General features: G+C 65.4%; 13 protein-coding genes and 1 pseudogene. All 14 read right to left on the bottom strand.

The features are described 5' to 3' along the window. Positions 1–13: 13 nt before the first annotated feature. The 14 genes and pseudogenes from V5B39_RS12705 to V5B39_RS12640 all read right to left on the bottom strand — a co-directional run bounded on the left by V5B39_RS12705 (position 14) and on the right by V5B39_RS12640 (position 25,102). Positions 14–1,198: an HD domain-containing phosphohydrolase gene (locus V5B39_RS12705; protein WP_332343263.1), complete on the bottom strand. Its 1,185-nt coding sequence runs from the start codon at positions 1,196–1,198 to the stop codon at positions 14–16. Further along, a complete protein-coding gene (locus V5B39_RS12700) occupies positions 1,195–4,605 on the bottom strand; it encodes a hybrid sensor histidine kinase/response regulator (RefSeq protein ID WP_332343262.1) in 3,411 nt (1,136 codons plus the stop codon). Before V5B39_RS12700 ends, V5B39_RS12705 begins: the two co-directional genes overlap by 4 nt. A 7-nt stretch (positions 4,606–4,612) precedes the next feature. Beyond that, positions 4,613–5,689 carry an ABC transporter substrate-binding protein gene (locus tag V5B39_RS12695; protein WP_332343261.1) on the bottom strand — a complete coding sequence of 359 codons (1,077 nt, stop codon included), beginning with the start codon at positions 5,687–5,689 and terminating at the stop codon, positions 4,613–4,615. After that, on the bottom strand, positions 5,686–7,926 hold the full coding sequence (locus tag V5B39_RS12690) for a response regulator (RefSeq protein WP_332343260.1): 2,241 nt from the start codon (positions 7,924–7,926) through the stop codon (positions 5,686–5,688). Before V5B39_RS12690 ends, V5B39_RS12695 begins: the two co-directional genes overlap by 4 nt. Continuing rightward, positions 7,923–8,780 (bottom strand): CheR family methyltransferase, encoded by an 858-nt coding sequence (locus V5B39_RS12685; protein WP_332343259.1) that lies wholly within the window; start codon positions 8,778–8,780, stop codon positions 7,923–7,925. Before V5B39_RS12685 ends, V5B39_RS12690 begins: the two co-directional genes overlap by 4 nt. Then, entirely contained in the window at positions 8,771–12,712 is a 3,942-nt protein-coding gene (locus V5B39_RS12680) for a response regulator (RefSeq protein ID WP_332343258.1), read from the bottom strand. The genes V5B39_RS12685 and V5B39_RS12680 overlap by 10 nt, the downstream gene beginning before the upstream one ends. Beyond that, the gene (locus tag V5B39_RS12675; RefSeq protein ID WP_332343257.1) at positions 12,709–16,443 is read right to left on the bottom strand and encodes a PAS domain S-box protein; all 3,735 of its coding nucleotides are present in this window, start codon (positions 16,441–16,443) and stop codon (positions 12,709–12,711) included. The genes V5B39_RS12680 and V5B39_RS12675 overlap by 4 nt, the downstream gene beginning before the upstream one ends. After that, entirely contained in the window at positions 16,440–16,847 is a 408-nt protein-coding gene (locus V5B39_RS12670; protein WP_332343256.1) for a bacteriohemerythrin, read from the bottom strand. Before V5B39_RS12670 ends, V5B39_RS12675 begins: the two co-directional genes overlap by 4 nt. A gap of 172 nt (positions 16,848–17,019) precedes the next feature. After that, positions 17,020–19,167, bottom strand: coding sequence for a putative bifunctional diguanylate cyclase/phosphodiesterase (locus V5B39_RS12665; protein ID WP_332343255.1), 2,148 nt, complete (start codon positions 19,165–19,167; stop codon positions 17,020–17,022). A 173-nt stretch (positions 19,168–19,340) separates the two neighbouring features. Beyond that, the gene (locus V5B39_RS12660) at positions 19,341–20,969 is read right to left on the bottom strand and encodes a methyl-accepting chemotaxis protein (protein WP_332343254.1); all 1,629 of its coding nucleotides are present in this window, start codon (positions 20,967–20,969) and stop codon (positions 19,341–19,343) included. Positions 20,970–21,001: 32 nt separating this feature from the next. After that, positions 21,002–21,571, bottom strand: coding sequence for a chemotaxis protein CheW (locus V5B39_RS12655; protein ID WP_332343253.1), 570 nt, complete (start codon positions 21,569–21,571; stop codon positions 21,002–21,004). Positions 21,572–21,585: 14 nt separating this feature from the next. Further along, the gene (locus tag V5B39_RS12650) at positions 21,586–23,217 is read right to left on the bottom strand and encodes a methyl-accepting chemotaxis protein (protein ID WP_332343252.1); all 1,632 of its coding nucleotides are present in this window, start codon (positions 23,215–23,217) and stop codon (positions 21,586–21,588) included. A gap of 16 nt (positions 23,218–23,233) precedes the next feature. Further along, positions 23,234–23,437 (bottom strand): annotated as a pseudogene (locus V5B39_RS12645) (chemotaxis protein CheW); the annotation flags it as partial. A gap of 36 nt (positions 23,438–23,473) precedes the next feature. Then, the gene (locus tag V5B39_RS12640) at positions 23,474–25,102 is read right to left on the bottom strand and encodes a methyl-accepting chemotaxis protein (protein ID WP_332343251.1); all 1,629 of its coding nucleotides are present in this window, start codon (positions 25,100–25,102) and stop codon (positions 23,474–23,476) included. Between the last annotated feature and the right edge of the window lie 194 nt (positions 25,103–25,296).

The following is a 25,296-nucleotide window of genomic DNA, read 5'->3' as shown; positions in this document are numbered from 1 at the left end:
ATGGTTGAATCGGTCAGGACTGCCGGCGTTCCGGGAGGCGGCTCTGGCCGGTTGCATCCCCGGATCGGGCCGTCGCCAGGGATGCGCCGGCGACTGGCCGTGAGGCGTCAGAGTGGCCGGTGGCGATCGCGTCGAAAGTGTCGGCGCAGACCAGGAAGCAATCGACGATCAGCGGGTCGAAGTGCTCACCGCGCCCCTGCGCGATGATTTCCACCGCCTTGCCGTGGGGCATGGCGGGCTTGTACACGCGCTTGCTGATCAGGGCATCGTAGACGTCGGCAATGGCCATCAGGCGTGCGGCGAAGGGGATGTCCTCGCCGCGGAGGCCCTCCGGATAGCCGGTGCCGTTCCAGCGCTCGTGATGCGAATAGATGATTTCGCTGGCGATCCGCAGGAACGGGTGCTGGGTGTCGACCCCGAGTTCGGCCGCGAGCAGGGCATCGCGGCCGATCGTCGTATGTCGCTTCATGATTTCGAACTCGCCGGCGTCGAGTGGTCCCTCCTTGAGCAGGATCTGGTCGGGAATTCCCACCTTGCCGATGTCGTGCAGGGGGGCGCATTTCCAGACCAGCCCCCATTCTTCGAGGGGCATGCGTTCCTGCTGTGCGGGTTGTTGCAGGAGGTATTCGACGAGCGTCCGGACGTAGGCGCGGGTGCGGCGGATATGGTTGCCGGTCTCGTTGTCGCGGGTTTCGGCGATCGCTCCGAGGGCCACGATGGTCAGTTCCTGACTGCGCTGCAGGTCCAGGGTCCGGGCCTCGAGGGCATGCGTACGTTCGCTGACCAGCGCTTCGAGATGGAGATTGCGATCCGCCAGATGGATCTGGGCCTGGCGCAGCCGTAGTTGCGTGCGTACGCGCGCCAGCAGGATCGGTGGTGCGACCGGCTTGGGCACATAATCGACGGCACCGAGTTCGAGACCGCGGATGATGTCGGCCATATCCGTGTGGCTGGAAAGAAAGATCACCGGGATCTCGGCGGTACGGGTATCCCGCTTGAGCGCCGAGCAGACCTGATAACCGTTCATGTCGGGCAATTCGAGGTCGAGCAGTACCAGGTCGGGTGCCGGCGACATGATCGCCAGCTCGATGCCCTTGCCGCCGCGCGTCGCGATGCGCGTGCGAAAGTGCGGGAGCAGACATTCGTTGATGACTTCGAGGGTGGCCGGATCGTCATCGATCAGGAGAATGGTGGTCATGATCTTTCATCCAGGTTGTGGGTTGTTTCATGATCGGGGAACAGCCGTCTGGCGGCGTCGAAATCGAAACTGCGCACGCATGCCAGAGACGCGTGCAGCGGTGCTGCCCAGGCCGTCTCGCCGAGTTCCGCGAGACAGTCATGGATGGCGCGCTCACTGTCGCCGTCGGCGGTCTCGAGCCGGCGCAGCAGGGCCAGGATACTTGCCGGAAAGGGTCCGGCGGGCAGCGGCGTGGCGAGTGCAGGTGCGAATGAAAGGGTTGGTCGAAGTCCTTTGTCCGATGGAGAGACCCTGGCATCGGTGATCGCCCCTCCCCCCTCGCGGGGGAGGGGTTGGGGAGAGGGGTCATCGTGACACACGAGTTCGTCAAGTTCGTCAAATCCTTGCGAAAGCACCTGGCCAGAGCCGTTGGTCTGCTCTGGTGGCCTCTGTGAGGGCATGGACGTCCCCTCTCCCCCAACCCCTCCATCGCGGGGGAGGGGAGTCGGGTATCCGCCCAACACTTTCGTTCGCACACTGGCGAGTGCTGCCGGCGGCGTTGCGTCGGCAGCGCCGCTTCCGAATGCCCGCCTGATCTGTTCGCTGGCCTCGTCGACGGCTGCCGCCAGACCGATGATCGCTGCATCGGCGGCTTCGTCGCGGCTCGCCGCTGCCTCGACCTGCCGGGCAAAAGCCTGCGCACGGGTGATCCCGAGCATGCCGACGCGGCCGACCAGGGCATGGGCGAGCTGGCGGGCCTGTTCCCGCTGGCCGGTCGCCATCGCCTGTTCGATCTTGCTGACCTCGGACCTGCCCTGGTCGGCAAAATCGCTCAGCCAGTGCCGGTAACGTGCGGTATTGCCGGCGAAGCGGGCCAGACCGGCGGCGCTGTCGATCGTGCCGGGAGCAGGCCAGGCGGGCATGTCCTGAGCGCCGGTCGCAGGCGGCAAGGCGTCGATCACGGTGGCGGCTTGTCGCTGCTTGTGGACGGGAATCCATTTCGCCAGCATGTGGTAGAAGGTCGGGTGGTCGAAGGGTTTGCCGATGTGGTCGCTCATGCCGGCAGCGCGCTGGAGGCTCTTTTCATGTTCCATGATGTGCGCGGTCATGGCGACGATCGGCAGGGCCTCGAAACCGGCGCGGCTACGCAGTTCGCGGGTCGCACTGTAGCCGTCCATGACCGGCATCTGGATGTCCATCAGCACCAGATCGAAAGCGTTCGCGCCACTCATCCGGAGGCGATCGACCGCTTCCTGGCCATTGTTGGCCATCTCCGGCGTGATACCGACCGCGCTGAGCAGGGCTTCGACGATCTCGCGGTTGATCGGATGATCATCGACGACCAGTACCCGCGCACCGTGATAGGCTGTCGGCAGTGCGGACGCCAGCAGGGCCGTGTCGGGCCTCGCCTGATCCCCCGGCGTCCCCGGTACTCCCAATCCCAGCCAGAGCGTGACGCGAAAGGTGCTGCCGGAACCGGGCCGGCTGCTGGCGCAGATGTCGCCATCCATCTTCTCGGCGAGCCGCTTGCAGATGGCGAGTCCCAGGCCGCTGCCGCCGAACTTGCGCGTCATGCTGGCATCGGCCTGCGCAAAAGGCTGGAACAATTGCGCGATGTCCTGCTCGCTGAGGCCCAGACCGGTATCCTCGACATCGATGGCCAGGCGCACGCGCGTCGTTTCCGTGTTCAGCACGCTGATCCGCAGCTCGATGTGGCCGCTGCTGGTGAACTTGATGGCGTTGCCGAGCAGGTTGAGCAGGATCTGTTCGATGCGCAGCGGATCGCCGATCAGGGTATCGGGAACCTCCGGGTCGATGCGTTCAACGAGTGTCAGCCCCTTTTCTGCGGCCTGGTGCATCAGCACCGACTGGCAGCGCTCGAATACGCCGCGCAGGCTGAACGGGGTGTTCTCGAACTCCAGCCGGCCAGCGACGATCTTGGTCAGGTCGAGCAGATCGTTGATCAGCTGCGCCAGGGACTTGCCGGCACGGCCGATCTTGTCGAGGTAGTCCTGTTGCCGGGGATCACGGCTGAGTTGCCGGGCGAGCTCGGTCAGGCCGATCACGGCGTTCAGCGGCGTGCGCAGTTCATGGCTGACATTGGCCAGGAAAGCGTCCTTGGCGCGGTCGGCCTGGGTGGCTGCGGCCAGCGCCGCGCTCAGGTCGGCGGTACGCCTTTCGACCAGTTCTTCGAGCTGCAACTGCTGGTCGATCAGTTCGCGCGTGCGCGTGGCGACTTCGCTGGCGAGCGTGGCATGCCAGGTCTCGACGCGTTCGGCCAGGGTGTTGAAGGCTGCCGCCAGGGTCGCCACCTCGTCACCGTGCTGCGGCTTCGCCCGCGTCACGCGGGCGCTCAGTTCCCCCTCGGCGAGACGCTGTGCGACGTTCGCCAGTTCCCGGATCGGACGCGTCACATGCCGCGCCGCCAGTGCCACGACGATCAGGCCGCAGACGGTGAACAGCAGGCCGAAGAGCAGCAGTTGCCAGGCGCGCTGCTCGATTTCGTGCAGGATCTCGTCGCGCTCGCGGCGAACCACGAGACTCCATCCTTCGTTGGCGGCGATGCGCACAAAGCGATAGGTGGCAAGGACCGATCGTCCGTCCGCCGCATTTTCGACGAAACTGCCATCCATTCCCTGGGAAACGGGCGGTGGCGGCCGCTCGCCCGTCCCGGCCAGCAGACGGAAGGTCGCGAGCAGCCGCTGCTGCTGATCGAAGAGGGAAACCGAACCGGAATTGCCGAGCGAGCGCAGTTCAACACGATCGAAATTGCCCAGCAGTTCCTGAATCGACACGCTGGCCACCAGCACCCCGAGCAATTTGCCGGTGGGAGTCCCGGCAGCGTCCCGCTCGGGGACCTGGCGGGCGATGATCAGGCTGGGTTCCCCGGCGACCGTCGGAGCAGTGGTTTCGATATGTTCGATGAGACCCGGCGTCGACAGGCGTCCGAGCAGATCGGCGTCGGCGAGGGGGCGTCCGACCAGGGTGGCGTCGCTGGCGGCGAGCACGCGCCCGTCGCCCGTCGACAGCAGCGCCAGGGATTCGAAAACATCCGGGTAGGCGCCCATCACCGACTGGAAGTGGCGACTGGCCGCAGCAGCCATCGCGGGGGTCTGCGGCGTGGCCAGTGCCTGTCTGAGGACAAGGTTTTCCGAGAGCAGGCGGAGATTGCCGCGGCGTTCCCGCAGGGCGGTCTGGATCTGCGTGCTGCGGCTGTCGGCACTCAGTTCGAGGGCCTGCCGGGCATCGGCCAGGTGGATCTGGTTGGCCCCCGGCAAGTCGAAGAACGGCAATCCGTACAGCCAGGCGCTGAGCAGGGCGGTAATCGCCAGCACCAGCAGCGTGCCGAACAGGCCGGCGACGCGCAGGACGATGCCGCTGCCCGGCGATGTCCGGCTGACGGCAGTGTTCTCTGCGGCACGGTGCATGCGTGCGTCAGGGCTCGTAGTCGAAGACATACAGGCGATAACGGGTGGGCGCCGCCGTGACCTGCTGCAGCCCGTCGTAGGCAAAAGCCATGGCCAGGCGCTCCCAGGAGGTGTTCGCAGGCAGCTTGCCTAGCCGCTGCAGGAAATGGAACTCGCCGAGCAGAAGGTGGCGGTCGCCGCTTGCGGCCGGGATGGCCGGCGCAGCGGGGACCTCGAGAATTTCGCGGCGCGCGATCGTCACCGCCTGTGCCAGGGGCAACACGGGCGCCTGGCCGCTGAAAGCGCTGCCATCGTGCATGGCCCAGCGGGCAGCGGTTTCAATGTTCCCGCGGCTCTGACGCATCCATTCGAGTGCGCGGACCAGCGCGGCGACCAGATGCCTGGCCGCCTCGGGATGCCGTTGCACGAAGCGTCTGGTGAGCACCAGATAGTCCGAGCTGGGGCCACGGAAGACGATGCGTGCCTGCGGATGGCTGGCCAGGGCGATGGTCGGCGCCGGTTCCCAGGCGGCAAACCCATCGATCCGCCCCTGCGCCAGCGCAGCCGGCATTTCGTCTATGGTCAGGGCGACCAGCGTCACTTCCCGCTCGCTCAGCCCGACGCTGGCCAGCGCCTGCAGCAGCGTGTAATGGGCGCTGGAGTCCGGAACATACGCCAGGCGCTTGCCCTGCAGGTGTGTCAGCAAGCCTTCCTGGCGGGCGACCAGCGCCGTCGCGCTGCGTTTGGTGAGGCCGGCAATCGCGACATCGGTACGCGCCGCCAGGCGGATCGTCGGCAGGTCGCCGAGCAGTCCGGCTTCGAGCCGGCCATCGGCGAGCAGATCGAGCATGTCGCTGCCGCGCCGGAACGCGAAAGTGGCCAGTGGCTGGCCGAGTTCTTCGAGCCGACGCTTGAGGATTCGATCGCGCTGCAGTAGCGCGCCGATCATCGCCGCCGGATAACCGAGCGGCTGCACGCCGAGGTCGACCGAAGCGGCATTTCGGGGCAGCGCGTAGCGTGCGAAATACTCCTCGTCGGCCGCGGCGAGGCCGGTGCAGCAGAGCCACAGCAGGAGCAGTCCGCTCCAGTCGCGCAGCATCGTCATCCGGCCTCCTCGCGGCCGGCGAGGACCTGCCGCGCGGCTTCGAAATCGAATTTCTGCACCGCTGCCCGCGCCGCCTGCAACAGCGGTTCCCAGTCGCTGTTCGGCAGTTCTGCAAGACAGTTTGCGATCGCCGTGGCACTGCCGCCATCCGCATCCTGCAGCAGGCGCAGCAGGGCCGCGACCGAAGCCGGCATCGGCCCGGCGGGTCCTGCTGCGGGTGGTGATCTGGCCGCTCGACTCGTCGCCTGCCGGGGGGGCGATTGGGCGAGCGCCGCCTGGATGCCGGCGCACATCGCCTCGATCGACTGCGCCAGTTGCCGGCGCAAGGCATGGCCCGCCGGACTGTTCGCCTGGCCGGCCCGCAGGGCCTGCTCGAGCGCCTCGGCCAGGGCTTGCAGTTCGCGCATGCCGAGCGTCCCGACGCGGCCCTTGAAGGCGTGCACCGCCTGTCTCGCCGATTCGCTCGCTCCAGCGGCCAGCAGGGTATCGATGGTCGCGGTGAAACCAGCCGATTCGCCGACGAATTCCCGCAGCCAGTGGCGGTAACGCGCGCGGTTGCCGGCAAATCGCTGCAGTGCCGTGGCGCTGTCGAGGCCGCTGATCGGTGCCAACTCGTTCTCGCCGGCGTCGGCAGCGGTGGCCGCAGCGGGCGCCGCTGCGCTCGGGGTAATCCCCTGCACGGCCAGCCAGCGCGCCAGCAGCGCGAAGAAGGCCGGCAGCGAAAACGGTTTGCCGAGGTGATCGTTCATGCCTTCGGCCAGGTACACCTCTTTCTCGTGCACCATCGTGTGCGCCGTCATGGCGACGATCGGCAGCGTGGCGAAACCCGGCAGCGCACGGATTCGGCGGGTGGCCGCCAGGCCGTCGAGAACCGGCATCTGGATGTCCATCAATACCAGGTCGAAAGCCTGCGCGCCGGCCTCGCGGAGAATGTCCAGCGCCTGCTGGCCGTTCTCCGCGAGATGCGGCACGATGCCGACGCTACCCAGCAGCTCGAAGACCAGTTCGCGATTGAGCGGCTGATCGTCGACCACCAGCACGCGCGCTGCCGGGTAATGCGTTGGCAGATTCTCGGCAGCGGCCGGGTCGTCGCCGGTCGGGCACTCGTTGGCGGTCGTTACGCCCAGGCGCAGGCGGACGCAAAAGCGCGTGCCTTCGCCCGGCCGGCTGCTGACCTCGATCGACCCCTGCATGCCTTCGGCGAGTTGCTTGCAGATCGCCAGGCCCAGGCCAGTGCCGCCATGCTTGCGGGTGATCGACGGATCGGCCTGGACGAACGGCTGGTAGATGCGGGCAATCTCGCTCTCGCTCATGCCGATTCCCGTATCCTCGACTTCGATCAGTAATCCGGCCTGCTGATCGTCGATATCCTCGACGGTGATGCGCACCACGACCCGGCCGGTGTCGGTGAACTTGAGCGAGTTGTTGAGCAGATTGAGCAGGATCTGTTCGATGCGCAGCGGGTCGCCGACCAGCCATTCGGGGAGTCGCTCGTCGATCCGGCTTTCGAGGCTCAAGCCCTTTTCGAGGGCATGGTGGCCGATCACCGACAAGGCGCGTGCAACGGTCTTCCGGAGGCTGAACGGGGTGCTTTCGAGGGTCATTTCACCGGCAGCGATCTTGGTCAGGTCGAGCAGGTCGTTGATGATTGCCAGCAGCGTCTGGCCGGCGTCCCTGACCTTTTCCAGGTATTCGCGCTGGCGAGGGTCGCTGCTCTGGTTCAGCGCCAGTGCCGAGAGCCCGATGACGGCGTTGAGCGGTGTCCGCAGTTCGTGGCTGACGTTGGCCAGGAAGGCGTCCTTGACCCGGTCGGCGACTTTCGCCGCTTCCAGCGCCGCCTGCAGGGCGCGGTTCTGCTGGTAGAGGCGGAGAAACACCCGCGTCTTGGCGCGCAGCAACGGGTTATTGATCGGCTTTGCCAGATAATCGGTGGCGCCCGTCCGGTAGCCATGGATGCGATCTTCCGGGCTGTTGTGGGCGGCGGTGATGAAGATCACCGGCGTGTCGGCGGTCTGCGGATTGGCCGACAGGCGTTCGCAGACCTCGAAGCCGTCCATTTCGGGCATCTGTACGTCGAGGAGGATCAGCGCGAATTCCTCTTCGAGGGTAATCGCCAGCGCGTCGAAACCGTTGCCGGCCTCGACGATCGTTGCTTCGATACCCTTGAGGGCGGTGCGGATCGCCAGGCGGTTGGCGGCCAGGTCATCGACGACGAGGATCTTCGGAACGCCGTTCATTCCGCCCCCGCCATGGTTTTTCGGAAAACCCGCAGTTCGGCCTGCAGCGGCACCCAGGTGCGGTTTCGGTCGAAGATCGATTCGGCGCTGCCGAGGACCAGGAAACCGCCGCGCTGCAGGCTGCGTTCGAACAGGTCGAGGGCCCGCGCCTGCAGCGCCGCACCGAAATAGATCAGGACGTTGCGGCAGATCAGCAACTGCGTTTCCAGGAAGGCATCATCGGTGACCAGGTTGTGTTCGACGAATTCCATGGCTTGTAGGGAGTCTGCACGAATGGCCATTGTCTCATTGGCGTCATGGCCATGGGTATCGAAATAATCGTCGAAACAGGCGCTGCCGCCAGCCGCCAGATAGTTGGCCCGCCATTGTGCAAACTGGTCTGCCGGCCAGCGGCCACGGCGCGCGACCCTGAGCAGGTCGGCGTTGATGTCGGTGGTGATCATCCGCGCCTTGTACGCCAGATCACATTCGTGCAGCAGAATGGCGAGCGAATAGCTCTCCTGGCCGTAGCCACAGCCGACCTGCCAGACGTTGATGCGCGGGAAGCTGTCGAGCTCCGGCATCACCTGTTCGCGGAGATACTTCCATACCGGCGGGTCGCGGAAGAATTCGGAGACCGGCACCGACAGCATGTTGATCGCGGTCTGTGCCACCTGCTCGTCGTGCAGCAGGGTCGGCAGCAATTCAACCAGGCTGCCGACCTGGAAGGTATCGACCAACTGTCTGAGCCGGCGGATCAGCGAGGTTCGACCGTAACCGCTGAAGTCGTAGCCGTAGCGCTCGCGCAGCAGCAGGAGCAGCAGGTCGACCTCGATGGCCTCGAGCGGGCGCGCGGATTGGCGTTTCAGAGCCATTTCTCGAGCAACTGCAGCAGACGGTCGATATCGACCGGCTTGGCAAGATAATCGCTGGCGCCGGCGGCAAGGCAGAGCTCGACGTCGCCGGGCATCGCCTTGGCGGTGACGGCAATGATCGGGATCTGGCCGGTGCTGCCGCTGCGCATTCGCCGGATCAGTTCGTAGCCATCCATGCCAGGCATCATGATGTCGGTCAGAACCGCCGCGAACTGGCCGGCAGCGAGCATGTCGAGCGCCTGTGCGCCGCTGCCGGCGACACTGACGGCAAAGCCGCGGGCACGCAGCGCTTTCGACAGCGCCGACTGGTTGCGAACGTCGTCATCGACGATCAGCAGTGCGTCGTGCCGCATCGCCGTGGCCGCCGGTGCGGCGACGGATGCCCGCGTCTGCCGGGCGACCGCGAGCAGGACCTCCTCGCGCAGGCGCGCGCTTGCCTGGCCGTTGAGCCGTCCCTTGGAGATCACCGCGTCGGCGTGCGCATGCAGGCGCAGCAGCTCGGCGTCGTCGAGGTCGCGCGCCGAGTAGACCACCACCGGCGGTGGCTGCGGCGTTGCGGTGGCGACTTGTTCGAGCCATTCGAAGCCGCTCATGTCGGGCAGCATCAGGTCCAGGATCACGGCATCGAAACGCGCAGCGGCGATGGCCGCCAGACCTTCGCTGCCGTTGTGTGCCTGACTGAGTTCGATGTTCGTATCCTTGAACAGGACGCGCACGGCCTGGTTGCTCGCCGGGTCGTCTTCGATCAGCAGCACCTGCCGCCGGCCGGCGGGCGGGGCAGCCGGCACCGGCGAGCGGTCGAGCATGTCGCGGAGCGCGGCCAGGATGGCGTCGCGGGTGATCGGCTTGCGGATGTAGCCGTCGGCGCCGAGTGCCGCCGCTTCGCCGGTGTCGGCCATACCGGAGATGATGTACACGGGAATGCCGGCGCTGGCCGGGTCGGACTTCATCCGGCGCAGGACTTCGATCCCAGGGATGTCGGGCAGACCGAGGTCGAGCAGAACGCCGGCCGGGGGCTCGGCAGCGATCAGGGCGAGCGCCTTTTCCCCGCTATCCACCGCCAGCACGGCGTAGCCGAGCGTTTCGATCAGGCGGGTGACGAGGGTCACCAGCCGGCCATCGTCTTCGACCACCAGGATCAGCGTGTGGCGGCCGGCGGTGGCCGTGCGCTCGGCCTCTGTCATCAGCGCTCTGGCGGGTGCCGGGGTACTGCTGTCGCAGACGATGTCCGGCAGGTGCACCGAAAAGCGGCTGCCGCTGCCGGGCGTGCTCTCGATCTCGATGCGGCCACCCAGCAGATCGACGAGTTGGCGGCTGATCGCCAGCCCCAGGCCGGAGCCGCCGTACTTGCGTGCGCTGCCGCCATCGACCTGCTGAAAGGCGTTGAAGATGCGTTCGATCTGGTCGGCCGCGATGCCGATGCCGCTGTCGATGATGTCGAAACGCAGTCCCCGCTCTTCGGCGCACAGCACCAGCCGCACCGACCCCTGGTCGGTGAACTTGACGGCGTTCGACAGCAGGTTGGTCAGGATCTGGGTCAGCAGGCGGCGGTCGCTGTGGATGATCGGCGCCGCAGCGGTTTCGGCCTCGATGGCGAAAGCGATCGACTTCTTCGCCGCGAGCGGCTCGAACAGGCGGCGCAGGTAAAGCAGAATTTCGGAGACCGGAAAATCCTCGATCAGCATTTCGACCTTGCCGGCCTCGATCTTCGACAGGTCGAGAATGTCATTGATCAGCGACAGGAGCTGGCTGCCGCTCTCGTGGATGACGCCCGCCGACTCGACTTCGTCGTCGTCGAGGTGGCCGGTGGCGTTCTCGGCGAGATGCCTGGCCAGGATCAGGATGCTGTTCAGCGGTGTGCGCAGTTCATGCGACATGTTGGCCAGGAACTGCGATTTGTAACGGTTGGCCTGCGCGAGTTCGCGCGCCCGCGTCTCGGCCTCGCTACGGCCGAGTTCGAGCTGCCGGCCCTGCGCTTCCAGACTGCGATTCTTCTCGGCCAGCTCCTCCTGCTGCACCCGCAGTTCCTCCTGGGCGCCGCGCAGGGTTCTGTTCTGTGCCTTGAGTTCCTCGGACTGGGCACGCATTTCGTCGCTCAACGCCTGCATTTCATGGTTCTTGTCAGCGAGTTCGGCCTTCTGCTGGCCCAGGGTCTCGGTCTGCCGGCGACTTTCATCGAGCAGCGCGAGATTGCGCTCGGCGGCTTCGATGTTCGCCAGGTGCAATCCGAGCGGGCCCACCAGGGCCGCGAGAAAAGCGTGCTCGTCGGGCGACAGCCGGCGCGTCGCGGCCAGTTCGACGACCGCCAGCGTCTCGTCCTGATGTGTGATCGGGTAGAGCACGAGTTCCTCGGGAGGAAACTCGGCCAGTCCGCTGGCGATCAGCATCAGGCCGCCACTCACTGGCGCCAGGATCACCGCCTGGCCATCGCGGGCACACTGGCCGACCAGCGCTTCGCCGGGCGCGAAGCGGTCCTGCGACTGGCTGCGCCGGGCCAGTCCCTGGGCGCCGGCACGCTGGTAGTGGCCGTCGGCATCGCGCAGAAAGAGCGTCGCGACGGGAACGTCGAGCTGCCGCCGCAGATGTCCGAGGAGGGCGTCGGCCACGTCGATGAGCCTCTCCTCCTGGCTGACGGCGGTGGTCAGCGCGGCGACGTTCTCGTGAATCCAGCGGTCACGCGCAACCGCCTCGGACATCTCACGAAAACTTTCCGCGGCCTTGGCCATGTCGCCAATCTCGTCCTGGCGGTCGAGACCGGGAATCGCCGTTTTCTCGCCTCTGGCCAGGCGCACCAGCGCGGTCTGCAGCGCCAGCACCGGCTGGAGTAGTCGCCGGCCGCTGATGACTGCCATTGCGGTCGCCGCCCCGGCGATCAGCAGGCCGCTGCCGAGGATCAGCCATTGCAGCGAATACAGGCTGGACAGCGCTTCGTCGCGGCTGATCTTGGCGATCACGCCCCAGCGCGGTTGGTCGCCGAGGGCGCCGGCAAACGGTTGCAACTGCCGGTAAGCGATGAACGAGGGCTGGCCGCGATAATCGACGAGCTGATCGCTGCCTTCGTTGCCGGCGAGCACACGGCTGACGGCTTCGGTCTGCAATTGCCGCTTGAGGACCGACGATTCCGGGTCGAAAAAGGTGTTGGTCAGCAGCCAGCCACCGCTGCCGACGAGAAAGGCTTCGCCGCTCTCGCCGAGTCCGGCCTTGAAGTGCATGTGCCGGTCGAGCGGTGCGAAAGCGATCTGCGCCACCAGCGCGCCCAGCGGCTGACCGGTCTCGGGTTCGCGAATCGGGATGGCGAGAAACATCGCCGGCCGGTTGCCCGCCGCCGCGTAGGGTTCGGCGTCGGCAAAGGCCGGCACGCCGCTCACCGCCTGGCGCAGGGCGATCGTCGCCACGCGCGCCAGGCCGCTGTCCTTCCACGGCCCGGTGAACAGGTTGGTCGCAAAATCGTGATCCTTGAGCAGGGAATAGACGACATGGCCCTGCAGATCGACCAGCAGCATGTCCTGCCAGCCATAGACGGCATGGCGCCTGCGGAAGAACACATCATGCTCGCCATGGGCCTGCTGGTAGCCATGGCGGCAGGGATGGCTGGCGGAGTTGGCGGAGTTGACAGTGTGCGGCACGTCGCTGTCGTACAACGGCTGGAGCTGGCTGTCGGCGCGGGCGCCGCAGGCGGCGAAAGCGGCGGAAAACTGCTGCATGGCGGCGATCACGGCCGGGGCGTTGCCCATGCTGACGATGTCGTCGCGCATCCGTTCGAGGTGGTTCCGGAGGTCTTCGCGGCGCGCCTCGGCAACGGCCGCCAAACCGCGTTCGGCGGATTCCTGCAGGGCCTTGCTGGCGACCAGGGTGACAATTACGAGCAACAGCGAAACGGCTAAGACGGCCGGCAGCACGGTCTGGAGGAGCAGTTTTGAACCCAGTTTCATGTCGGTGTCCCCATGCCTTCGGTAATGAGCTGCCGCGCCGCTGCAAAATCGAAACTTTCCGCTTTCGCCAGCGCTGCCTGCAGCGGCGCTTGCCAGTCGCAATCCGGCAGTTGTTCAAGGCAGGCGGCGATGGCTGCGGCGCTGCCACCATCCGAAGCCTCCAGCAGGGGCAGCAGGGCCGCGATCGCGGGCGGCATCGGCCCTTGAGGCCGAACTGCTGCGGCCGTCGTGGCCGGCCTGCCGGGGCCGAGCGCTGCCTGCAGGTTGACGCGCATGCGTTCGATCGACTGTAGCAGTTGTTGGCGGATCGTGCTGCCCGAATTACTTTCTTTCTCGCTGTCGGCCTCGCCGGCCCGGAGAAACTGCTCGAGTGCTGCCGCCAGACCATGCAGTTCGGTCATGCCAAGCGTACCGACGCGGCCCTTGAAAGCGTGCACCATCTGCCTGGCCGCGGCGTACTCCCGATCGCGCAGCAGCGCGTTGAGCCTGGCCATGAAGTCCGCCGAATCCCCGACGAATTCCCGCAGCCAGTACCGATACCGCGCGTCATTGCCGGCAAAGCGCTGCCGTGCTGCGCTGGCGTCCAGACCGTCGATCGCCGTCAGCTCGCCGTCGCTGGCGGCGATGGCCACGGGCGCAGTCGGCAGCGGCGGGGCGTCGACGCGATGCGCCAGCCACCTGGCCAAGAGCGCAAAGAAACTGGGCAAGGCGAACGGTTTGCCGAGATGGTCATTCATCCCTTCGTCCAGGTACACCTGCTTTTCGTGTTCCATCGTGTGCGCCGTCATGGCGGCGATCGGCAGCGTCGCAAAGCCCGGTAGCGCACGGATCTGGCGTGTTGCCGTGAGGCCGTCGATGACCGGCATCTGGATGTCCATCAACACCAGGTCGAAGGCTCCCGGGCCGGCCTCGCTGAGGAGCTTGATCGCCTCCAGGCCGTTTTCGGCGAGGCGCGGGACGATGCCGACTGTGGCCAGCAAATCGAAGACGATCTCGCGGTTGAGTGGCTGATCGTCGACCACCAGGACGCGCGCGTCGTGGTAATGCGTCGGCAGGGCCTGAGGATTTGGCGTTTCTTCGCTGTCGGGAAGGTCGTTTTCGGTCGCCAGGGCCAGGGTCAGGCGGACGCCAAAGCACGTGCCGTCGCCCGGCTGGCTGCTGACCTCGATCGACCCCTGCATGCCTTCGGCGAGTTGCTTGCAGATCGCCAGGCCCAGGCCGCTGCCACCGTACTTGCGGGTGATCGACAGGTCGGCCTGAACGAAAGGCCGGTAAATATGGGCGATCTCGTGTTCACTCATGCCGATTCCCGAATCCTCGACCTCGAGCCGCAGATCGGCGCGCTGCGTGTCGAGGTGTTCGACGAGGATGCGCACGACGATGCCGCCGGTCTCGGTGAATTTGATCGAATTGTTGAGCAGGTTGAGGAGAATCTGTTCGATGCGCAGCGAATCGCCGATGAGCCTCTCGGGAAGTCGCTCGTCGATCTGCGCTTCGAGCCGCAGCCCCTTTTCGGCGGCGCGGTGGCCGATCACCGAGAAAACGCGCGCAGCGGTCTGGCGCAGGCTGAACGGCTGCGCTTCGAACCTCATCTCGCCGCTCGCGATCCGGGTCAGATCGAGCAGGTCGTTGATGATCGCCAGCAGCGTCTGGCCGGCGTCACCGACCTTTTCCAGATACTGGCGCTGGCGGGCGTCGGTGCTGCTTTGCAGGGCGAGTGCCGAGAGCCCGATGACGGCGTTGAGCGGTGTCCGCAATTCGTGGCTGACGTTGGCCAGGAAGGCGTCCTTGACCTGGTCGGCGACTTTGGCCGCGGCCAGCGCGCTGGTCAGCTCGGCGGTGCGGCGTGTGACGAGGTCTTCGAGGTGTTCCCGATGCTCTTCGAGCTGCTGCTTGATCAGTCGCTGTTCGGTGACATCCTGCTTGACCCCGAGAAAGTGGGTGATCGTCCCGTGCTCGTCGACGATCGGCGAGAGCAAGGCTTCTTCCCAGAACAGTTCGCCGTTCTTGCGCTGGTTGAGGAGCGTGCCGCGCCATTCGCCGCCCGCGCGCAGCGTCTCCCACATTTCCCGATAGGTCTGCCGCGAGGTCTGGCCGGATTTCAGCAGGCGCGGGTTCTGGCCGATGGCCTCGTGCCGGGGATAACCGGTGACCTGGACGAAACGCGGATTGACGTATTCGATCAGACCCTCGCGACTGGTGATGACGATCGATACCGGGCTCTGCTCGACCGCCTGCAGCAACTTGTGGACTTCCTCCTCGGCGGCCCGACGCTCGGAAATGTCGGCGAAGATCCAGATGCTTCCCTCCTGGGGATGCGCGGGGTCGATTGCCCGGCCGTTCAGTACGCCCCAGAAAGGCTGACCGTCCTTGCGTTGCAGCAGCACTTCCTCGCAATGGTTCCTGCCGGCGCCGCAGTTGGCGTAGGCGCGCTCGCCGACGGCCTCGAAAATGGCGCGCGAGGCATACAGGCACTCGGTCGACTGCCCGGACAGCTCGCCGGGTCCATAGCCAAACATTTCCTCGAAGCGGCGATTGCACGAAACCACCCGCCGGTGCTTCAGGTAGGTGATGCCAATCAGCGCGTTGTTCAGGATCGTCTCGTGTTCGGCGAGCAACTGCCGGGTCTGCTCGCTCTGCTCGTGCTCGCGGCTGACGTCGAACATCAGCCCGCGCAATCTCGTCGGCTGGCCGTCCTCGGCGATGACCCGAACCCGGTCGTGTAGCCAGAGCGTGTGTCCGTCGGCGGCGACGAAACGATATTCGAGATCGTAGGGCAGCCCTTGCTCGCTGCAACTCGCGCGGTAGTCGCTCGCCCAGTCCCGGTCGTCCGGGTGCAGATGCGCCACCCAGAAGTCGGCCTGTTCCCAGTCGCCGACCGGAAAACCCAGCAGGCGTTCGGCTTGGGCGCTGACGAAGGTGAACTGCAGGGTTTTCGCATCGGCCTCCCAGACGATGCCGTCGATCGACTGCACGAGCTCCTCGTGCCGCCGGCTCAGGCGCTGCATGCGTCGGCTCATGCGGGAGGCAAAGGCCCTGGCGAGCAGGAACAGTCCGGCCATGGTCAGCAGCGCCGCGATGCCGGTGATCCAGGCGTGTTGCTGTTGGCGGAGCAGCAGCGGCGTGATGTCGAAGCGGATGCTGATGCCACCACGCACATCGCCGACCTGGTAGTCCATGTCCTGATGGCAGCGCAGGCAGGCGGTCTCGAACAGCAGGGGCGCCATGTAGCGGAATTCGCTCCGGTCACCGTGGTGAAGCGTTGCGGAACGTTCCTTCTCGCCGGCGGCAAAACCCGCGAGTGCTGCGCGTTCCCAGTCGTCGGGGGCGTTGTCGGGGTTCTTCAGTTGCAGGCTGGTAATGTGAAAACGGTAGTCGCCGTCGCGCGCCGCCAGTTCCGAGATCTCGCGCGTCATCAGCGCCGGATTGCGCAGGGTGTAGGTCTTGCCGTTGGTCGCCGTGATGTCGGGGTCCTGCAGGTACGGGTTGCTTTCGACGCCGGCGCGTTTTTCCACGTAGACACCGCCGTGCCCGGCGTTCCAGCGCCGGGTCAGGAGGATGTCGCGGAAATGCGCGCGTGCGCGCGTGAGCACGAACTCTTCGACAGTCGCCTCTTCATTGGCCAGCTCAAGAAAAACCGCTGTCATGCCGGCAACGATCAGAAGCAGGCCGATCTGCAGCAGAAAGCGGTACTGCAACCGTTCCCTGGTCGTCGTCTGTTGCCTTTTCAAAGCGGACTCGAACGCCAGCGTGCCAAGGCTGCGGCCAGTTGGCGATCCGAGGTCTCGACGTGATCGATCAGCCAGCGTTTGATGAATCCGGCAATCGCCGCGGCGCTGACGATGCCCTCGTTCATTTCTTCGATCTGGGCGCGGACCTCGTCGAACAGGTGTACATGTTCCTTCTGGTGCCGGGCCAACAATTCGTAGTGGATGTCCAGCATCAGTTGTTCCTCGCGGGCGAAGTGATCCCTGGTCAGGGTTTCGAGTTCGGCCAGCACGGCCTGGGTGGCGACCCGATCCGCTCGCTCGCTCGCCTCCTGCAGACGATTGAGCAGGCCGACCATGGCGCGATGGTCGTTGTCAATCTCGGGGTGGCCGATTTCCAGTGCTGCGCTCCATACCAGTGGTGCCATGGTCTCATCTGTCCAGTAAGTTTGCGGATAAATGCCTGGTCGCCGGGTCTGCAACCGGCTGCTGCGGCCGTTTTCGCGGATCTTTCCCGCCATCTGGTGCAATTCATTGATCAACAAGATGATAATTACATTGGCAGGCATCTGGATGGAAAACGTCCTGAAAAAATTGGGTTCAAATTGCCGATCGGATACTTAACCAAGGCCTTCCCGCCGTGGGAGGAACCCCCCTCAGTGCGCCCGAATGTTCGACAGACTCGGGAAAGTGCTCGGCGGCCAGCGGGCGGCTGAACAAATATCCCTGGTAGTAGTCGCAGCCGTGTTCTTCGAGAAAGGCGAGCTGCTCTGCCGTCTCGACGCCTTCGGCGACTACCGAGAGGGACAGCGAATGCGCCATGGCGATGATCGTTGCGGCGATCTCGGCGTCGCTGGTGTCGGTGGTAACGTCACGGATGAAGCTCCGGTCGATCTTCAGCTTGTCGATCGTGAAGCGTTTGAGGTAGCTGAGCGAGGAATAGCCAGTGCCGAAATCGTCGAGTGACAGGCGCACGCCGAGCGCACGAATCCGGTTGAGGATCGCGACGGCCCGCTCGCCATGTTCGATGAGGATGCCTTCGGTGATCTCCAGTTCGAGGAAGCGGGCGTCGAGACCACTGTCCGCCAGGGTCTGGCGAAGCAGTTCCGGAACATCCTGCAAAAAGAACTGCCGCGGCGAAAGATTGACGGCGATGGTCCGCAGCGCTCGCCCGGCGTCGAGCCAGGCCTGCATCTGCCGGCACGCCGTCGCCAGCACCCAGGCGCCGAGCGGTGCAATCAGCCCGCAATCCTCGGCCACCGGAATGAAGTGTATCGGTGCGATCATTCCCTGCTCGGGGTCGCGCCAGCGCAGCAGCGCTTCGGCGCCGATCACCGCGCCGCTGCGGGCCTCGATCAGCGGCTGGTAATGCAGGACCAGATGGCCGAGGTCGATCGCCCGCCGCAGGCGCGATTCCAGGTGCATGCGTTCGAGGGCGCGGGTGGTCAGCGCTTCGGTGTAGAAGCAGAAGGTCTTGCGTCCCTGCGCCTTGGCCAGATTCACGGCGGTGTCGGCGTTGCGCAGCAGCAGCGCCGGATCGCTGCCGTCGTCGGGCGAGATGCTGATGCCGGCGCTGGCGCTGAGGTAGATCTCGTCGCTGCCCCCGATCCGGAAAGGCGCTTCGAGCGCCTTGAGCAGGTCACTGGCGACGACGGCGGCATCGGCTGCGACCTCGATCTCTTCCATCAGTACCGCGAATTCGTCACCGTGCACCCGCACCAGCGTGTCCTCGTCGCGCAGCCGCAACTTGAAGCGTTCAGTGATCGCGACCAGCAGCACATCGCCGAACTCGTGCCCGAACGAGTCGTTGATGTTCTTGAAGAGGTCGAGGTCGAAGATCAGGAGCGCCATCTTGTGATGGTGACGCCGCGCCCTTTCGAGGGCGTGCTCGAAGCGGATGTTCAGCAGGCTGCGGTTGGGCAGCTTGGTCAAGGGGTCGTGGTAGGCAATGAATTCGGCGTGTGCCTCGGCGTTGCGCAGGCGGCTGATGTCGGTGAATACGCCGATGTAGCGTTCGATCTGCCCATATTCGTTGTGCACCGCGCTGATCGTCAGCCATTGCGGGTAGGTTTCACCGGTCTTGCGGCGGTTGCAGATTTCGCCCCGCCAGAAGCCGGTGTTGGTCAGTTCGCTCCAGACCCTGCCGTAGAACGCCGCGTCATGGTGGCCCGATTTGAGGATGCCGGCATTCTGGCCGACGGCTTCCTCGCTGCTGTAACCGGTGATTTCCGTAAAAGCCTGATTGACGGCGACGATGCGGGCGTTGGCGTCGGTGATCGCCACGCCGTCGCGCGTCAGTTCGAACACCTTGGCCGCCTGCCGCAAGGATTCCTCGCTGCGCCGGATCGCGGTGATGTCGTCGACGATCACGGCGAACTGCCCGATTTCCGGGCAGTAAGCGGTGACCCGGTAATGGCGGTCGAGTTCGACGCTGAAATCGTCGAACTGCTGACTGTCACCGGTCAGCGCGACCGCCCCGTAGCGCTCGATCCACCGCGGTTCGAGCTGCGGCAGCACTTCGCGAACCCGCCGGCCGACGAGCTGGCTCCTGGCGAGGCCGGTAATCGCCTCGAAAGCCGGGTTGACGTCGATGAAGCGGTAATCGCAGGGCTGGCCTTCGCCATCGAGGAGGATCTCGTGCAGCGCGAAGCCCGAGGGCAGGGCATCGAAAAGCCTGCGCAGGTCTCGCTCGTCGATCCTCGGGCAGGCTGCCTCGATGGGAGCGCTGCTATGGTGGACTGAGGGCATGCTTTTTTTTTCCAGTGGAGATCAAGCGGCCGCTACGTTTTAATGTAAAAGTCGCATCAGCGACTCACGAACCTCCCCTCTCCCCTCGCGGGAGAGGGGTTGGGGGAGAGGGAAACGGTCATGACTTTCATGATCGGGGGTGTCTGGAAAAGTCATGACCGTTCGCTGCCGGTTCAGAAACGCTCGAAGTCGCCGGCTGGCACCAGGGGGGCAATCCGGCCCGCTCTCCCGCTGCGTGCGGGCGCCGCCTGCAGATGGGTGGACGGGGACGCTCGCCGCGTGCTTGCCGCGCCGTGGCCTTCCTCAGCCAACCGGAAGAAAGTCATCAGCTCCTGCAGTTGCTGCGCCTGGCTGCCGAGTTCCTCGGCGGTGGCGGCGAGTTCTTCGGAGGCCGAAGCGTTCTGCTGCGTCGCCTGGTTGAGCTGCCCCATCGCGCCGTTGATCTGACCGACGCCCGAACGCTGCTCCTGCGAGGCGGCGGCGATCTCCTGCACGAGGTCGGAGGTCTTCTGGATCGACGGCAGCATGTCGCCGAGCAGCGCACCGGCGCGTTCGGCGAGTTTCACCGACTCCTTGGCGACATTGCCGATTTCCTGCGCGGCGACCTGGCTGCGTTCGGCGAGCTTCCGCACCTCGGCGGCGACGACGGCGAAACCCTTGCCGTGTTCGCCGGCGCGCGCGGCTTCGATGGCGGCGTTCAAGGCCAGCAGGTTGGTCTGGTAGGCGATGTCGTCGACGATGCCGATCTTGTCGGCGATGGTCTTCATCGCTTCGACGGTGCGGGCGACGGCTTCGCCGCCTTCGAGGGCCTGCCGCGAAGCGGTGGCGGCCATACCGTCGGTGACTTTGGCGTTCTCGGTGTTCTGGACGATCGACGCGCTCATCTGTTCCATGCTGGCCGTCGTTTCCTCGACCGAAGCGGCCTGTTCGCTCGACGACTGCGAGAGCGATTGGGCGGTCGCCGAGACCTGGCCCGAGGCATTGCTGAGGTTGTCGGCGGCAGTGCGGACTTCGCCGATGATCTCGCCGAGCCTGGCGGTCATCGCCTGCATTGCCGACATCAACTGGCCGACCTCGTCCCGGCCCTGGGCCTCGACCCGAACCGTCAGGTCGCCTTCGGAGAGGGCGTTGGCCGCCTGGACCGCGGCATTGACCGGCACCGTGATCGAGCGCGTGACCCAGGCAGCGAAGCCGGCGCCGAGGAGCAAAGCCGCGATGGCGAGCGTCAGGACGAGGAAGCTGGCCTGCTGGGCGGCCTTGTCGGCTTCCTCGCCGGATTTTTTCATCAATTCGGTCTGGAAGTCGGTCAGTTTGTCGATCGAATTCATGAACTCGCGTTGCGACTGGCGCATTTTACCGAGCAGGTGGGTCGTGGCCTCGCCGGTCTGGCCGGCCTTGACGATCTCGATGAACCTGTTGGTGTCGCCAACGTATTCCTTGCGCAAGGCGAGTGAGTCGGCGATCAGCTTCTTGCCGGCCTCCGAGGTGATCGTTTTCTCGAGTTGCCCGAAACGTTCGCTGACGACCTTGCGGGCCTCGGCGAGGCGATCGAATTCCTTACCAATTTCGCCTGGGTCCTTGAGCAACAGCGCGTTGCGCGCTGTCCGAGCAACGATGTTGACCTGCTCGATGATGTCGTTGGCCCAGACGGTCTTGGGAAACTTGTCCTGGACCATGTCGTCGATTTCATGGTTGAGCATCTGGATGCGGTTGTAGGAGACCGCTGCGAGAATGGACATCAGCATCAGGACGATGCCGAAGCCGAGCCCGAGACGGGCGCCGATTTTCAGATTCTTGAACACGATGGTTTATCTCCAATGAGAGGTGGCAGGGATCAGCCGGCTGCCACGCCTTCGCCGCCGGCAATGCTGGTCAGCATCGCAATTTCATCGACCGACAACACCTTGACGATATTGAGGAGGATCACGAACCGGCCGGCGACCTTGCCCATGCCGAGGATGAAATCGGCGCGAATGCGGGCGCCGAACGACGGCGGCGGTTCGATGTCGCTGGCCGGGATCTCGATCACTTCCGAGACCGCATCGACCAGGAGCCCGATGTCATGCCGGAGATCGTTCTCGCTGACCTCGACGATGACGATGCAGCTGCGTTTGCCGATCGGACTCTGGGCGCGCCCAAAGCGCGCCGCGAGGTCGACGACCGGGACGACGGCGCCGCGCAGGTTGATGACGCCGCGGATGAACGCCGGCATCATCGGGATTTCGGTGAGCTGGCCGTACTCGATGATTTCCTTGACGTTGAGGATGCCGACGGCGAACATCTCGCCGCCGAGAACGAAGGTGAGGTATTGCGGTGGGCTTTCGGCCGCGGCCGGCAGCGCGGCCGCGGCACGCCTGGTGACGGCTGTGCCGCTGGCTGGCCGGGTGGGGGTGATCGGGGTCATGGTCGGGGTCCTCCTCAGAAACGTTCAAAGTCATGGTCGGCTGGCGTCAGCGTGGTGCTGCATGCCGGTGCTCGGTGGCGTGGTGCGAACTGGGGCGGCGCGCGATCCGGGGTGCTCCGTCTCGCGCCGGCCACGCTGCGGTCGCCATCGGCCAACTGGAAGAAAGCCATCAGCTCCTGTAGTTGCACCGCCTGGCTGCCGAGTTCCTCGGCGGTGGCGGCGAGTTCTTCGGAGGCCGAAGCATTCTGCTGCGTCGCCTGATTGAGCTGCCCCATCGCGCCGTTGATCTGGCCGACGCCCGAACGCTGCTCCTGCGAGGCGGCGGCGATCTCCTGCACGAGGCCGGAGGTCTTCTGGATCGACGGCAGCATTTCGCCGAGCAGCGAACCGGCGCGTTCGGCGAGTTTCACCGATTTCCGGGCGACGTGGCCGATTTCCTGCGCAGCGACCTGCGAGCGCTCGGCGAGTTTTCTCACCTCGGCCGCGACGACGGCAAAACCCTTGCCGTGTTCGCCGGCGCGCGCGGCTTCGATGGCGGCGTTCAAGGCCAGCAGGTTGGTCTGGTAGGCGATGTCGTCGACGATGCCGATCTTGTCGGCGATGGTCTTCATCGCTTCGACGGTCTTGCTGACGGCTTCGCCGCCTTCGAGGGCCTGCCGCGAAGCGGTCGAGGCCATGCCGTCGGTGACTTTGGCGTTCTCGGTGTTCTGGACGATCGACGCGCTCATCTGTTCCATGCTGGCCGTCGTTTCCTCGACCGAAGCGGCCTGTTCGCTCGACGACTGCGAGAGCGACTGGGCGGTCGCCGAGACCTGGCCCGAGGCGTTGCTGAGGTTGTCGGCGGCGGTGCGGACTTCGCCGATGATCTCGCCGAGCCTGGCAGTGGTCTTGCGGATGGCATACAGCAGGCTGGCGCCGTCGTCCGAACGGACTCCGATTTTCTGGGTCAGGTCGCCCTCGGCCAGTCGTTGCATGGCGGCGACGGCATAGCTCGGCTCGCCGCCCAACTGACGCAACAGGTTGCGGCAGACCAGCAACGACAGGCCCAGCATGGTCAGCATGGCAAAGATCGTGACGATGAGAACCTGCACCTGTATCTCCGAGGTTTTCCTGGCAAGCTCCTGTTCGGTCGTGGTGACTTCCCTGGAGAGTCGCCCGATGCTGTCGACCAGTTCCTTCTTCAGCGATCGCCAGGCGGGGGTCTCTTCCTTGTTGAGGAGGACTTTTGCTTCGTCCTGGCGACCGGCGCCCAGCGCCGCGAGCACCGCGGTTCGTGCCGCCTGCTGCCGTTGGGCCAGTCGGTCGATCTCGCCGATTACGGGAGCGAGCTCGTGATCGACCGTTAGCAGTCTGCTTCTGGACAGAGCCGCATCGAAGTCACCGACCGCCTGCGTCAGGTTGTCGTAGGCCTTTCGGTTGGTTGGATCGAAGATGATGTTGCGCAAGGCCTGACCGCCTTGCAGGCCTTGGGCATACATCTCATTGAACGCCGCCAGGCGGGCATTGTCGTTCTGGATGAAGCCGGCGAAACCCTCCTTGCTCCGTTGCAGGGCGACGACGGCCATGGTCATGGCGACACCGAAGAGTAGCAGCGTGGTTGCCGTCAGGACTAGCAACTGTGTTCCGACCTTCATTTTTGTGAACATGAGGGGATCTCCAAACATCGACCAGGAGCCCGATGTCGTGCCGAAGCTTATTCTCGCTGACCTCGACGATGACGATGCAGGTGCGTTTGCCGATCGGACTCTGGGCGCGCCCGAAGCGCACCGCGAGGTCGACGACCGGGACGACGGCGCCGCGCAGGTTGATGACGCCGCGGATGAACGCCGGCATCATCGGGATTTCGGTGAGCTGGCCGTACTCGACAGGCAGGGGAGAGTGGGGTCATGGCCGGAGTTCTCCTCAGAAACGTTCGAAGTCGTGCTCGGCCGCTGCCTCGGTGGCGACGCGGGCCGGTGCCCTGGAGCGTGCCGGCGTCGCCTGCCGGACAGCCGGCGCGGCGCGGCGCGCCGTGGTGGCGTGGCGATCGGCCCCGGCGAGCCGGAAGAAAGTCATCAGCTCCTGCAGTTGCTGCGCCTGGCTGCCGAGTTCCTCGGCGGTGGCGGCGAGTTCTTCGGAGGCCGAAGCGTTCTGCTGCGTCGCCTGGTTGAGCTGCCCCATCGCGCCGTTGATCTGACCGACGCCCGAACGCTGCTCCTGCGAGGCGGCGGCGATCTCCTGCACGAGGTCGGAGGTCTTCTGGATCGACGGCAGCATGTCGCCGAGCAGCGCACCGGCGCGTTCGGCGAGTTTCACCGACTCCTTGGCGACATTGCCGATTTCCTGCGCGGCGACCTGGCTGCGTTCGGCGAGCTTCCGCACCTCGGCGGCGACGACGGCGAAACCCTTGCCGTGTTCGCCGGCGCGCGCGGCTTCGATGGCGGCGTTCAAGGCCAGCAGGTTGGTCTGGTAGGCGATGTCGTCGACGATGCCGATCTTGTCGGCGATGGTCTTCATCGCTTCGACGGTCTTGCTGACGGCTTCGCCGCCTTCGAGGGCCTGCCGCGAAGCGGTGGCGGCCATGCCGTCGGTGACTTTGGCGTTCTCGGTGTTCTGGACGATCGAGGCGCTCATCTGTTCCATGCTGGCCGTCGTTTCCTCGACCGAAGCGGCCTGTTCGCTCGACGATTGCGAGAGCGACTGGGCGGTCGCCGAGACCTGGCCCGAGGCGTTGCTGAGGTTGTCGGCGGCGGTACGGACTTCGCCGATGATCTCGCCGAGCCTGGCGGTCATCGCCTGCATTGCCGACATCAACTGGCCGACTTCGTCCCGGCCCTGGGCCTCGACCCGAACCGTCAGGTCGCCTTCGGAGAGCGCGTTGGCCGCCTGGACCGCGGCATTGACCGGCGCCGTGATCGAGCGCGTGACCCAGGCGGCGAACAGCGAAGCCAGGACCACCGCGACCGTGCCCAGGATCAGGATCAGCCATTGCGTCTGCTCGGCGCGCGTGTCGGCTTCCTTGCCCTGGGCGGTCATCAGCTCGGTCTGGAAGTCGACCACCTTTTCGCAGGCCTCGATGTACGCAGCTTGCGACTTGCGCATCCGGCTGAGCATGACCTCGGTCGCCTGCTCCTTTTTACCGACCTGCATCAGCGTCAGGAACTCGTCCTGGTCCACCAGGTAGAGGTTGCGCGCCTGATCAAGATCCTTGAGGAGCGCCTTGCCCTTTTCACTGTGGATGCTCTTGTGCAGCTTGTCGAGATTCTCGGCAATCGTCTTCCTGGCTTCCGCGATGCGCTCGTACTGCTTCTTGATTTCCTCGGGACGCGGATCGATCAGCAGATTGCGTTGCGCACGGGCCACCTGGTTGATCGCATCGATGACATTGTTGGCCCAGACCGTTTTCGGGAAGAAGTCTTTGACCAGGGTGTCGATGTCGGCGTTGAGCCCCCCGACGCGCAGGTAGGAGAGTACCGAGATGCCGAGCAGCAGAATGACGACGAGGCCGAAGCCGAGTGCGAGACGTACGCCGATTTTGAGATTCTTGAACACGATGACTGACCTCCGGGGAAAGGGGATGGGGTCCTGCTTGAAATCAGTAAGCGGCCAGACGTTCGACGGGCCGGGGCGCGGTCAGACGCCCGTCTTCGAGACGGGTCACCAGCCCGACCAGCGCCGGCACGTCGAGGATCAGCGCCACCTCGCCGGTGCCGAGGATGGTCGATCCGCCGATGCCGCGCAGGTGC

It is taken from the genome of Accumulibacter sp., assembly GCF_036625275.1.
Lineage (GTDB): Bacteria > Pseudomonadota > Gammaproteobacteria > Burkholderiales > Rhodocyclaceae > Accumulibacter.
Note: the sequence above shows the minus strand (reverse complement) of the source record. Positions and strands in the feature narration are given on the sequence as shown.

Excerpts from the sequence above, each read along its gene's own strand:
- V5B39_RS12705 (WP_332343263.1), bottom strand. The coding sequence starts at position 1,198 with ATGACCACCATTCTCCTGATCGATGACGATCCGGCCACCCTCGAAGTC.
- V5B39_RS12700 (WP_332343262.1), bottom strand. The coding sequence starts at position 4,605 with ATGCACCGTGCCGCAGAGAACACTGCCGTCAGCCGGACATCGCCGGGC.
- V5B39_RS12695 (WP_332343261.1), bottom strand. The coding sequence starts at position 5,689 with ATGACGATGCTGCGCGACTGGAGCGGACTGCTCCTGCTGTGGCTCTGC.
- V5B39_RS12690 (WP_332343260.1), bottom strand. The coding sequence starts at position 7,926 with ATGAACGGCGTTCCGAAGATCCTCGTCGTCGATGACCTGGCCGCCAAC.
- V5B39_RS12685 (WP_332343259.1), bottom strand. The coding sequence starts at position 8,780 with ATGGCTCTGAAACGCCAATCCGCGCGCCCGCTCGAGGCCATCGAGGTC.
- V5B39_RS12680 (WP_332343258.1), bottom strand. The coding sequence starts at position 12,712 with ATGAAACTGGGTTCAAAACTGCTCCTCCAGACCGTGCTGCCGGCCGTC.
- V5B39_RS12670 (WP_332343256.1), bottom strand. The coding sequence starts at position 16,847 with ATGGCACCACTGGTATGGAGCGCAGCACTGGAAATCGGCCACCCCGAG.
- V5B39_RS12665 (WP_332343255.1), bottom strand. The coding sequence starts at position 19,167 with ATGCCCTCAGTCCACCATAGCAGCGCTCCCATCGAGGCAGCCTGCCCG.
- V5B39_RS12655 (WP_332343253.1), bottom strand. The coding sequence starts at position 21,571 with ATGACCCCGATCACCCCCACCCGGCCAGCCAGCGGCACAGCCGTCACC.
- V5B39_RS12650 (WP_332343252.1), bottom strand. The coding sequence starts at position 23,217 with ATGTTCACAAAAATGAAGGTCGGAACACAGTTGCTAGTCCTGACGGCA.